The sequence below is a fragment of the Thalassospira australica genome, from assembly GCF_044790785.1.
GTDB classification, from domain to species: Bacteria; Pseudomonadota; Alphaproteobacteria; order Rhodospirillales; family Thalassospiraceae; genus Thalassospira; species Thalassospira australica_A.
Genome location: NZ_CP085258.1, coordinates 1,790,892 through 1,802,510, shown reverse-complemented (window position 1 = coordinate 1,802,510; position 11,619 = coordinate 1,790,892). Strand labels below are relative to the sequence as shown.

The following is an 11,619-nucleotide window of genomic DNA, read 5'->3' as shown; positions in this document are numbered from 1 at the left end:
GCCCCTAAAGAACCACGCAATCAGTACCACAATTCCGGATTGGCAAGCGGCGTCAGGTTGCCCAGATTAGGGTTATCAAGGCGAAAAATCTTGCGGTTATCAAGATTTGCCCGCCTGATCAGGTCGCCGTGATATTCCATGAACAGTTGATCGAAACTGCCATCTGCGATCATTTCGCGCAGGCCAAGCTCGATCCGTTCGGCCAGTTTCGGCTTTGTCGGTGTTACGAAAAAATACACCGGTAACGGCACATGCAGGGCTAGCCCGGTTTCAATATACATGTCGGGATATTTGTCCGACATGGTATCAAATTCAAAAAATATCTCGTTGATGCCACGACTGAATGTCTGGAAACGACGCAGGCTGAACATATCAAACATTGTCTGGTAATCATGCCCGGTGACAACATCGAACCCAGCCTTTTCAAGGATCAGGGTAGTCGACCATTGTGCGCCAGATCCGGTCGAAAACCGTTTTAAATCATCCAGCGTTTCAACCTTGTCCATCACGGGCTGAAGTTCCCGGTTTATAAAGAACAGTCGGTATCCCTGAAGCCCTTTGCGAAGCGGAATATAAATCGGAATCAGATCCTCTTCCCAGCCCGGCCTTGGTACTTCGGCAATGACATGCAAATACCGGCCTTCTTCCAGAAGAAGTTTGGTTCTGTCGCGCGACACCGTGGCAAAGGCCTGGGCAATGCGCACATCGCCGTAACGATCTGTTGTCCGGTCAAGGGTCTCGGCCAGAAGGCGTTGCGGATAAACATGATTATCGGCGGCTTCTGGCGGCGGGCGATAGGTGATGACGGTTTCCTGTGCGCCGGAAACCCCAATACCCCCGCCAATCGAGGCAAGCAGATACAAAACAAAGATTGTGCCGCTCCGAATGCGAGACAAATGTCCCATGCTGCCCCAAATCCTTTGTAACGCCTCGTTGGGTCCCTATTCAATCAATGGGGACAACAGTTCTCCGCGTCAAGGTCGACAGAAGCATGAGGCACCGGCGTCAATCATCTGCAAATGCAAAATCGGCAAGCTGCACTTGACCGGTCTATCGCGTTGCTTCCAAAATAAGATTTCGTGATCGACGCCCCTGTCGGATCACACCCTTTTGGGCAGCAGAAAGACAGCAAATGCCAGTTTCCCGCCTCGACGCTGATGATTGTGGTTTCCCCCACTTCCGGATTCGCAGCCCGCACAAAGACCAGTCGCCTGAAATTTTCGATTTCTCATCGCATTACCGAGCCGCAGAAGCATTGAAGTTCGGCCTCTCAATGTCTGAGCCGGGCTTTAACATCTTTGTTCTGGGCCTTGATCGTGCCGGTCGCATGACCGCAACGCTCGATTACCTGAAAAAGGCCATGGAGGAGCGCCCCGCCCCGCAGGACTGGGTATATCTGAACAATTTTTCGCGCACCAATCGCCCGCGCCCTTATGCCTTGCCCGCTGGCGAGGGCCGCAAGCTGGCCGATGCGATGGAAACGCTGGTATCACACCTGCGCGAGGCATTTGCATCCGCATTCAACGCCCCCGCTCACCTGACCGAAACCCAGACCCAGACCGAAGAAGCCCGAACACAACTTCGCGAGAAATTCGACGCATTGCGCGAATATGCCCGCGAAAAGGGGCTGGATGTTCAGGAAAACGAAAAAGGCGTGATGATTGTCGCCCTGAATGACGAGGGCGAGCCGGTTTCACTGGACGAAATCCCGAAAGAACGTCGAGCCGAGGCCGAAGATGCATTTGAAGAAGTCGCCGAAGAAGCCCGCAAGACGCTGCTTTCGACCCGCGATCTTGAAGAACAGATCGCCGATACGCTTGATGCGCTGCGCCGTGGCGCGGCCAAGGTTGTTCTGAAACCACGCATTCGCAAAATCCGCGACAAGTTTACCGCGCCGGGCATGAAGGCATGGTTCGAAGCACTTGAAAAAGACATTCTGGATAATATCGACGCATTCGAAGAATCCAGTGACCAACCCGCCATCGACAGCGGTGATGGCAAAATGCCCGAAACGGTCGATGATCGTTATGCGGTCAATCTTCTGATCGACCATTCGCGCGACAAACATCCAGATGTCGTTCTGGAGCCAAGCCCAAGCTACGATAACCTGTTTGGCCAAATCCAGTATCGTCCGATGGCCGGCGGCATGCACCCGCATTTCAGCCTGATCAAGCCCGGTGCCCTGCATCGTGCCAATGGTGGCGTTCTGGTTTTGCGTGCGGAATCACTTGTCGAACACGAAGACAGCTGGGCATTCCTGAAAGCAGCCCTTCGCGATGGCGAAATCCGGATCGAGGAAACCCATAAATCCGGCCCACCCACAGCAGGCGCGCCGGAACCGCGCCCGATCCCGCTTGATGTCAAGGTCGTCATCGTCGGGGCCCCCAAATATTACTATACCTTCTTCTCGCTGGATGTTGATTTTCGCAACCATTTCCGGGTCAAGGCCGATATCGATGCCGATATGCCCGCCGCAGGTCGCAACATTTCGATCTATACCGGGTTACTGCGCGATTCTGCCCTGTCACGGACCGGCATCCCGCTTGATAACGGGGCGATCCGGCAATTGCTGGGTCAGGCGGCACGCTGGGCCGGGGAACGCGACAAGCTGACCGCACAGATCGAGCGGGTCGAAGATGTTGCCATCGAAGCAGGCGCACTGGCCAAGACTGACAAGCGAAGCAGCATCCGGGCGGCCGATGTCAGACGCGCCATTGAAGAACGCCGTCATCGCAACAGTCGCCTTGAAGACCGGTCCCACGAACGGGTTCAGCGTCGCGAAATCCTGATCGACAGTTATGGCGCGGTCGTTGGGCAAGTCAACGCGCTAACCGTTCTGGATTATGGCGATCATGCCTTTGGCCTGCCCGCGCGTGTTTCGGCCCGATCCTATGTCGGCAGCCTCGGGGTTCTGAATATCGAACGCATGGTTGATATGTCGGGGCCCCTGCAACAGAAATCGGTCATGACGATCGAAGGCTTCCTGAAATCGCGCTTTGCGCAGGAATTCCCGTTATCTTTTGCGTGCAATGTCACATTTGAACAGAACTATGGCGGGATCGAGGGAGATTCTGCATCCATGGCCGAACTTTGTGCGATCATTTCGGCGATTTCCAACATCCCGATGCGCCAGAATATCGGCGTCACCGGATCAATGAACCAGTTCGGTCAGGCCCAGCCTGTGGGCGGCATTTCGCACAAGATCGAAGGGTTCTATCGCATTTGCGCCGATCAGGGTTTTACCGGCGACCAGGGCGTGATCATCCCGCTTGCCAATGCCGAAAACGTCGTGTTGCGTGAAGAAGTCGTTCAGGCGATCCGTCAGGGCAAATTCAATATCTGGACGGTCGAACATATCAACGACGCTATTGAATTGCTGGCAGGCAAGCCATGCGGCGATCATCCAGAAGGCCAATACACCGCCGACAGCGTTTATGGCAAGGCGATGGAACGCTTGCGCCAGAATGATCGCATCCTGCGTGAACGCCATGCCTTCCCGGCATGGACGGAGCAATAAATGTTGCAGACGGCAATGCTCCCTGTCCGACGCATGCGCTGGCCCTATGCGGCCAGAACATCGACAGGATGCATTGCCGCCGGTCTTTTTCTGCTGCTGATGATGGATCACGGCGGTGCTCAATATATCGGCAGAAGCGGCGCTTCTGATATGACAGTTTCGCAAACCGAAGAAATGAAATCCGGTCTGAATGCGATCCCGACCGACCTTCCGGTTCATGCCAGCACCCCCTCACCGCCGGTCAATCGCCCCTTCAGCCTTCTGCCCGGCACCATCCCGGCCCAGCCAGTTATGCTTGAGGATACAGACCGTCCCAGCCTTGCCGAGCAATACCGGATGGAAAAACAGGGGATAAAGCGTGCGCCATCGCGCGCAACCTCCGTCCGGCGCGACGCTGTGACAAAATCCGTTTCAGGAAAACACGCAATAGAGGCAACATCTCGTGCGGGAAAAGGGTCGGCATCTGCACCTGTCACAGTGGTTGTCTCAAGCGCTGGAACTGAAACCGGTATGGACGGCGATCTTTTTGCGATCCAGCTTGGCGCATTTCACGACACGATCAGCGCCCAAACCTATTGGGCAAGCTTCATGATCCGTTATCCTGATCTGGTAGAATCCCATCCGCGCAGCCTTACGACCGCCGATCTGGGAACCAAAGGCATATTCCACCGGTTACGACTTGGCGGATTTGCCGACATGATCAGTGCCGAAACAAAATGCCGCCAGCTTTTGGCTGACGGCACAGATTGCTTTGCAACACCGGATCGTTGAATTTTCACCCTAGGACTGATGGGATTTCCCAAAGCGGCCAACTTTGATTCACTGTCGCCGTTTTAACGGTCAGTGGAGAAGAATTGCATCCATCATTCCCGGTAAGGGGGACCGGTGGTGCAGCAGGAATACGACAAGGAAATTTATAAGCACAGAAACGTTGTCGAGCGGACGTTCAACAAGCTCAAACACTGGCGTAGACGGGGCTACAAGATATGACCGCAAGGTCTGCCACTATCTGGTATATATCTCGCCGCAGCCACTAGCCACTCTATGGATGGAAATATCGATTCTGCCTAGTCGAAGATAGCTCAGGGAATTTTTGTCATATGACAGAAAAGCCGATAGCCGCAAACGAAACTCACCCACGAAAGTCAAGAAGTTAGACCAAACCGAGACCTCACGATATCGACTTCCTCACTTTCGCCCTTGACCGATACAGTCAAACATCATATAAAAAATAGACCAGTCGTATATTAATTGGAAAAAATGATGCCTGCCGCAGCGAAGCCTGACAAAGCCACCGATGTAAAGTCTCACATCCTTGATACCGCCCAACGGTTGATCGCCGCGCGCGGCTTTTCTGGCGTGGGCTTGAACGAGATCCTGGCCGGTGCGAGCGTCCCGAAAGGTTCGTTCTATTATTATTTTTCTTCGAAAGAGGCTTTCGGCCGCGACCTGCTAGAGCACTACTTTAGCAAGTATTTGACCGAGCTCGACGCATTACTCGCCGACGAAAATGTGCCCGCCCGCTCGCGACTGGCGAACTATTGGCGCTTCTGGAAGAACAATCAGGAAAGCGAAGACCCGTGCGGAAAATGCCTTGCGGTCAAGCTTGGCGCAGAGGTATCAGACATTTCCGAGGACATGCGAATCGCGCTGAAAAATGGTACATCAGCGATCATCGGCCGACTATCCAAGGTCGTCAAACAAGGGTTGGCGGATGGCTCGATCAAGAGCACACGCAATCCCTACGATCTGGCCGAAACGCTATACCAGCTCTGGCTTGGTGCGAGCATCATGACCAAAATCGCCCGTAACCCAAGCCCTTTCGACGCGGCGATGGCCGCAACCGATCAGATGCTGTCGGGGAATTAAAAATGAATAGGAGTCATAATTTTATTTGACTCTTTGTAGACGACCGGTCTAATTTAACATCGCAAGCGCACGAAAGACACGCCTACACCACCTAACTTTATCGCAACACGCGGCAATGACACCGCAGCAGATTTTTACCGAAGGAGAATAAACATGAAGGTCCTTATGGTTCTGACATCGCACGATCAGCTCGGCAATACAGGCCGTAAAACCGGCTTCTGGCTTGAGGAACTTGCCGCCCCCTATTACGTATTCAAGGAGGCTGGCTACCAGATCACGCTCGCCTCGCCGAACGGTGGCCAGCCGCCGCTTGATCCCAAGAGTAACGAGCCTGACTTCCAGACCGACGCAACCCGCCGTTTCGAGGCGGATGCCGAAGCGAACAAAGCACTCGCTAACACCGTAAAGCTGGCAGAGGTTTCTGCCGAGGACTTTGATACGGTCTTCTATCCCGGAGGACATGGCCCGCTTTGGGATCTGGCCGAAAGCAAGGACTCGTCCGGTCTGATCGAAAGCTTCATCGCTGCGAACAAACACGTCGCACTTGTCTGCCATGCACCAGGCGTGTTGCGTCACGTGAAAACCGCTGACGGCCGCGCACTGGTAGAGGGCAAGAAAGTCACAGGCTTTACCAATACCGAAGAAGCTGCCGTCGGTCTTACCGATGTCGTCCCGTTCCTCGTCGAGGACGAACTGAAGGCCAAGGGCGGTGTCTATTCCAACGGACCAGACTGGGCGTCCTATGTTGTTCAGGACGGGTTGCTCATCACCGGCCAGAACCCGGCATCGTCCACCAGTGCGGCCGAGCGTTTGATTGAAGCGCTGAAGGTATCGTCATGAGCGCCTATGTCATCTTCGTTCGGGAAACGGTAACCGATGACCAAGCTCTTGAGCGTTACCGGGAACATACACCTGCGGCGCGAGAAGCCCACCCGCTCGAGCCTCTGGCCTTCTATGGTGCCCATGAGGTGCTTGAGGGCGCACCGGTCGACGGGTTGGCGATCCTGAAGTTTCCCTCAATGGCCGAAGCACGCGCCTGGTATATGAGCCGGGAATATCAAGCAGCACGCCCTCATCGTCTGCAGGGCAGCACGGGCAAGATGTATCTCGTTGAGGGAACCGACGCCCAGGAACAATAACGTCACTAAATTTGCGGGCAGGCACTGCGCCAACAGTGACTGCCCGCCAAGCAGGGGCCGCATGTCGCGTCCTCTAACTCCGGACTGGCGAAAATGATTTTCAACTAGCGCCAGCCCGAAACACCGCAAGGAGCAGTATCATGAATGCCATTACCACAGTCGGCCAGCCGACCTCCAGCAACAATTTCTTCACTGGTACCTTTTATCTTACTATAGCAGGTAAACTGGTTGAAGCGAAGAACACCTTTGATGTCATCAACCCGTCAACAGGCAAAGTTTTCGCCAAAGCACCTGCCGCCAGTGCCGAGCAGCTTGATGATGCAATCGCAGCAGCCAAAGCCGCTTTCAAGGACTGGTCCGCGCTCAGCTATGACGCACGTCAGGTCTATTTGAATTCCTATGCCGATGCACTTCAGGAAAATCGTGACGATCTGGTCCGCCTCCTGACTCTTGAGCAGGGTAAACCACTCGAAACGATGGCCGCACCCGAAGTTGATCAGGCGATTTCATATATCCGCCAGATTGCCAACCGTCGCGTTCCCGTCGAAATCGTCGAGGAAAATGACTCTCATATCGTCGAACTGCATCACGTCCCCCTTGGCGTGGTCGGCGGCATTACGCCGTGGAACTTCCCGGTATTGCTCGCCTTGTGGAAGATCGCACCTGCATTGATCACCGGTAATACGTTCGTGCTCAAGCCGACACCTTTCACGCCGTTGACAGCGCTGCGTTTCGGTGAAATCGCACAAAGCGTCCTTCCGGCAGGCGTACTGTCTGTCGTCACGGGCCTCGATGAACTTGGCCCGCAACTGACCAATCACCCGGATATCGCGAAGATCAGCTTTACCGGGTCAACCGAGACCGGCAAGCACGTCCTTCGTGCCGCAGCGGGAACGGTCAAACGCGTAACCCTGGAATTGGGTGGCAACGATGCAGCCATTGTTCTGCCCGACGCTGATTACAAAACAATCATTCCTCAACTCTTCTGGGGAGCACTGGGCCATCAGGGTCAGTGGTGCGTAGGCATTAAACGTCTTTATGTTCACCGCTCGTTCCATGCTGACTTCGTGAAGGCATTTGTCGACTATGCCAAAACGGTAAAAGTTGGCGATGGTCTTGATCCGGAAGTTGGTGTCGGCCCGGTCCAGAACAAGATGCAGTTCGACAAACTGAAAACCTTCCTCGACGACATCAAGGCCAATGGCCAGAAGATTGTCCTCGGCGGCGAGATCGACGAAAACCAGTCAGGCTATTTCTTCCCGATCACCGTCGTTGATAATCCGCCCGAGGACAGCAAGATCGTTCAGGAAGAACAGTTTGGTCCAATCGTTCCGATCATCGCCTATGACGATGTGGACGATGCAGTGAACCGCGCAAACGACTCAATCTGGGGTCTTGGCGGTTCGGTCTGGGGCCGCGACACCAAGGTTGCTGTCGAAGTCGCCAACCGGATAGAAGCCGGCATGGTCTGGGTCAACGAGATCCACACCCAGGGCGTCGATATCCCGTTTGGTGGTGTCAAACAGTCGGGCATCGGAACCGAGCAAGGCCATGAGGGCCGTCTGCTCTTCACGAACCCGAAAACTGTGTTGATCCACAAGTAAGCGGTCTCTCATCAGGACGGCTCCAACAGGAGCCGTCCTGTAAGCCCCCCCCATCATCTTTTAAAAAACAACGGCTCCAGAACCCTCTCGTTCGGAGCGAGGGCCGAAGTGCGCCCGCATAGATGAGATGGAGACATGAAATGACATCCAATCAGATTTACTTCAATCAGGTACAGTTAGGCTGCCATACACTGGCCAACCGTATCGTTCTGCCGCCCCTGACCCGCCAACGCGCGGCCCAGCCGGGTGATACTGCAACCGACCTCATGGCCGAATATTACCGTCAGCGCGCAAGTGCGGGCTTCATGGTAACCGAAGGCACCCAGATTGAACCGCGCGGGCAGGGCTATTCCTGGACGCCTGGCATTTACACCAAAGAACAGATCAAGGGGTGGCACAAGGTCACGAATGCCGTGCATGAAGAAGGTGGCGTCATCTTCGCCCAGCTCTGGCATGTCGGCCGTGTCTCGCACCATGCGCTACAACCCAATGGAGAAGCTCCGGTCGCCCCATCGGCGATCACACCGGAGAAGGTGAAAGCATTCATCGAAACCGCGCCAGGTGAAGGCAAGCTCGTCTTGCCACCGCAGCCCCGCGCACTGAGCGTACCAGAGATCAAGGAACTGGTGGGTTTATATGCCCAAGCTGCGCGCAATGCGATTGAGGCCGGCTTCGATGGTGTGGAACTGCACTGTGCAAATGGCTATCTGGTCAATCAATTCATCTCGGAGCATGCCAATACCCGCACCGACGAATATGGTGGCTCGCTAGAGAACCGACTTCGTTTCCTGCGCGAGATTGTCGATGCCGTAGCCGATGTGATCGGTGCTGATCGAATGGGTGTGCGTTTCACACCACTGTTTGAGACCACCGACCAGGACCGAGTCTATATCGGTCTCGTCGAAACAGATCCGCACAACACCTACATCGAGGCAATCAAGATACTTGAAGATGCTGGTGTCGCCTATCTATCGATCGCTGAAGCTGACTGGGAAAATGCTCCCGATCTGCCGATGACCTTTCGTCAGGCTGTGCGTGACACCTATTCCGGCCGTGTCATCTATGCCGGAAAATACACCGTTGAACGCGGCGCACGCCTGCTTGAGACGGGGCTGGCAGATATGATCGCATTTGGCCGAACTTTCATCGCCAATCCTGATCTGCCAGAGCGTATCGCCAACGACTGGCCGCTGAACCAGCTTGACCCCGCCACACTGTATGGCGGTGCCGAAAAAGGGTTCACCGATTACCCAACCTACAAGGTTCCGGCACTCAAAACAGCGATTTGACATATTCCCGTCAATGAGACGCGCCCCAGAAACTCTGGCGAAAGCTCATTGACGGGATGTTCCCCAAACAAACCCCCGACGTATGGATATGGAGATAGAAATGAACGAAGGAATAAAAGGAAAAGTCGTCCTGATAACCGGTGGCAGCACCGGCCTGGGTGCCGTAACCGCACAATTGCTTGCTGAACGCGGCGCCAAGGTCGCTGTCGCAGCCCGTCGGAAAGACAAGCTTGATAATGTCGTAGCCGAGATTGAGGCAGCCGGCGGCATTGCCAAAGCCTATGCCTTGGACGTGACCGACAAAAACCAGGTCGAGGCCGTGGTTGCGAATGTGATCACCGACTTTGGAAAACTCGACGTATTGATCAACAACGCCGGGCTAATGCCGATCCGCCCCATGTCGGAGGTAAACACCGATGAATGGGACCAGATGATCGACGTGAATCTCAAGGGTGTCCTTTATGGTATTGCGGCCGCACTGCCGCGTTTTCTTGCACAGGAAAGCGGTCACATCATTAACTTGAGTTCGGTCGCTGGCATCAAGGTGTTCGCACCAGGCGGGACTGTCTATTCGGGCACCAAGTTCGCTGTCAGCGCGATCTCCGAAGGCCTGCGCCAGGAAGTCGGCGAAAAAGTGCGCGTAACCTCAATTGAGCCAGGCGCGGTTGAAAGCGATCTCAAACTTGGCACGTCGGGGACCGCCAAAGACACCGTGCTTGATTTCTATAAGAACGCAATTCCTGCGTCGTCGGTCGCACGCGCGATTGCATTTGCAATCGAACAACCCGCAAACGTCGACATCAACGCAATTGAACTGCGGCCAACCAGCCAGCAGTTCTAAAACTCTAACCGGCGTGTCGTTGTCATCACGCCACCTTTCGGAATTGAATGATTGGAACGCAAGATGTCAGTGACCTCGAAGGTCGTCAGGTGCACAGAGTTAAGTACTCCTGCGTGCCCCCCCTCTCCACGCTTACCGTTACCGAAGAGGCACCCGGCATTGTGCCGGGTGCGCGGATGCCGCTTGGTATCGGAATTGTCTGCCTGATCCTTATCGCGCTGGGACTTCGGCCCGCAATCGTATCAATCGGCCCGATCCTGCCCGACATGATCAATGACTTTGCACTTTCACATACCCAGGCATCGTTGCTAACTGCCATCCCCACCTTATTAATGGGGCTGCTCGCGCTGCCTACACCGTGGCTCTCCCGCCGCTTCGGCCGGGATCTTGCAATCATTGCCGCCCTTTTCTTGCTCGCAGTCGCAACCACCGGCCGGGCCGTGTCGGAATCGGCAACCGTCCTGTTTGTTGCCACCGCAGCAGTCGGTGTGGGCATTGCGATTGCCGGTGCTCTCGCACCCGGTTTTGTCAAGGAGAGCTTTCCTAGCCGCGTTGCCATGTTAATGGGAATCTATGCCATGGCCTTGTCACTGGGCAGTACGTTTGCGGCCAGCGCGACAGGCATTCTGACCGATCTTTTCGGCTCCTGGCGCGTGCCTGCCGGGGCTTGGGCCATACCGGCAATCCTTGGCGTCATTGCCTGGATCCATATTGAAAGGCGCGGTAGAAAGACTCCCCGACTGAATACAAAAATATCCAGCTCAAAGCTGCCGGTGCGCAACCGTACAGCTTGGTTTGTGGCTACGTTCTTTGCCCTCAATAATGTGATGTTCTATAGCTACATATCCTGGATCGCGCCAGTCTATGTCGACCTTGGGTATTCCTCGTCATCAGCCGGTGTGATACTGGCCTGCTTTACCTTGGCATTTATGGCTGCAAACCCTTTATTCGGCGCAATCAGCCGCAACGAAGACAGGCGTTTATACCTTGCACTGGGGGCCGCCATCAGCCTGGCTGGCTCTATCTGGATAGCCGTTGCACCGGATGTTTTTCCGCTGGTTGCCATATCACTCGCCGCATTCGGCACCGGCGGCGCGTTCACACTGTCAATGACCTTGCCACTCGACAACGCCAAAACAGACGGAGAGGCAACTGCGTGGAACGCTTTTGTCATGATGGTAAGCTATCTTATCGGCGCTACCGGACCGGTACTGGTTGGTTTTCTTCGCGACCTGACCGGTACGTTCCATATGCCTTTGTGGGTTCTTGTCGCGGTGAGTGCAGCGATGCTCGCTACCACGCCACTTCTTCAGCCATACCATCATCGCCAGACTGCCAGGTGACAGCCTGACCCAAGATA

The 11,619-nt window shown here is 55.0% G+C and carries 10 protein-coding genes; 9 read left to right on the top strand and 1 reads right to left on the bottom strand.

All coding sequences use genetic code 11. From position 1 onward, the window contains the following. Positions 1-20 precede the first annotated feature (20 nt). Positions 21-905, bottom strand: a complete 885-nt coding sequence (locus LG297_RS08680) for a hypothetical protein (protein WP_404426515.1) — start codon at positions 903-905, stop codon at positions 21-23. 227 nt (positions 906-1,132) lie between these two features. Between LG297_RS08680 and LG297_RS08675 the strand changes: the two genes are divergently transcribed. The 9 genes from LG297_RS08675 (at position 1,133) to LG297_RS08635 (ending at position 11,602) form a co-directional block, all read left to right on the top strand. Then, positions 1,133-3,517, top strand: a complete 2,385-nt coding sequence (locus LG297_RS08675) for a Lon protease family protein (RefSeq protein ID WP_404426514.1) — start codon at positions 1,133-1,135, stop codon at positions 3,515-3,517. Beyond that, positions 3,518-4,288, top strand: a complete 771-nt coding sequence (locus tag LG297_RS08670; protein WP_404426513.1) for an SPOR domain-containing protein — start codon at positions 3,518-3,520, stop codon at positions 4,286-4,288. A gap of 492 nt (positions 4,289-4,780) precedes the next feature. Continuing rightward, on the top strand, positions 4,781-5,386 hold the full coding sequence (locus LG297_RS08665) for a TetR/AcrR family transcriptional regulator (RefSeq protein WP_404426512.1): 606 nt from the start codon (positions 4,781-4,783) through the stop codon (positions 5,384-5,386). Between the two features lie 153 nt (positions 5,387-5,539). After that, positions 5,540-6,226, top strand: a complete 687-nt coding sequence (locus tag LG297_RS08660; RefSeq protein ID WP_404426511.1) for a type 1 glutamine amidotransferase domain-containing protein — start codon at positions 5,540-5,542, stop codon at positions 6,224-6,226. After that, positions 6,223-6,525, top strand: a complete 303-nt coding sequence (locus tag LG297_RS08655; RefSeq protein WP_404426510.1) for a DUF1330 domain-containing protein — start codon at positions 6,223-6,225, stop codon at positions 6,523-6,525. Before LG297_RS08660 ends, LG297_RS08655 begins: the two co-directional genes overlap by 4 nt. Before the next feature lie 140 nt (positions 6,526-6,665). Further along, complete coding sequence (locus tag LG297_RS08650) at positions 6,666-8,129, top strand: aldehyde dehydrogenase family protein (protein WP_404426509.1); 1,464 nt, start codon at positions 6,666-6,668, stop codon at positions 8,127-8,129. 140 nt (positions 8,130-8,269) lie between these two features. Then, positions 8,270-9,418, top strand: a complete 1,149-nt coding sequence (locus tag LG297_RS08645; protein ID WP_404426508.1) for an alkene reductase — start codon at positions 8,270-8,272, stop codon at positions 9,416-9,418. Positions 9,419-9,518: 100 nt separating this feature from the next. Beyond that, positions 9,519-10,259 carry an SDR family oxidoreductase gene (locus tag LG297_RS08640; protein WP_404426507.1) on the top strand — a complete coding sequence of 247 codons (741 nt, stop codon included), beginning with the start codon at positions 9,519-9,521 and terminating at the stop codon, positions 10,257-10,259. Positions 10,260-10,435: 176 nt separating this feature from the next. Next, positions 10,436-11,602, top strand: coding sequence for a CynX/NimT family MFS transporter (locus LG297_RS08635; protein ID WP_404426506.1), 1,167 nt, complete (start codon positions 10,436-10,438; stop codon positions 11,600-11,602). Positions 11,603-11,619 lie beyond the last annotated feature (17 nt).

What these genes read in the sequence shown, in the direction of transcription:
- LG297_RS08660 (WP_404426511.1), top strand. Translation starts at nt 5,540, where the DNA reads ATGAAGGTCCTTATGGTTCTGACATCGCACGATCAGCTCGGCAATACA.
- LG297_RS08635 (WP_404426506.1), top strand. Translation starts at nt 10,436, where the DNA reads ATGCCGCTTGGTATCGGAATTGTCTGCCTGATCCTTATCGCGCTGGGA.
- LG297_RS08675 (WP_404426514.1), top strand. Translation starts at nt 1,133, where the DNA reads ATGCCAGTTTCCCGCCTCGACGCTGATGATTGTGGTTTCCCCCACTTC.
- LG297_RS08665 (WP_404426512.1), top strand. Translation starts at nt 4,781, where the DNA reads ATGCCTGCCGCAGCGAAGCCTGACAAAGCCACCGATGTAAAGTCTCAC.
- LG297_RS08655 (WP_404426510.1), top strand. Translation starts at nt 6,223, where the DNA reads ATGAGCGCCTATGTCATCTTCGTTCGGGAAACGGTAACCGATGACCAA.
- LG297_RS08650 (WP_404426509.1), top strand. Translation starts at nt 6,666, where the DNA reads ATGAATGCCATTACCACAGTCGGCCAGCCGACCTCCAGCAACAATTTC.
- LG297_RS08670 (WP_404426513.1), top strand. Translation starts at nt 3,518, where the DNA reads ATGTTGCAGACGGCAATGCTCCCTGTCCGACGCATGCGCTGGCCCTAT.
- LG297_RS08680 (WP_404426515.1), bottom strand. Translation starts at nt 905, where the DNA reads ATGGGACATTTGTCTCGCATTCGGAGCGGCACAATCTTTGTTTTGTAT.
- LG297_RS08645 (WP_404426508.1), top strand. Translation starts at nt 8,270, where the DNA reads ATGACATCCAATCAGATTTACTTCAATCAGGTACAGTTAGGCTGCCAT.
- LG297_RS08640 (WP_404426507.1), top strand. Translation starts at nt 9,519, where the DNA reads ATGAACGAAGGAATAAAAGGAAAAGTCGTCCTGATAACCGGTGGCAGC.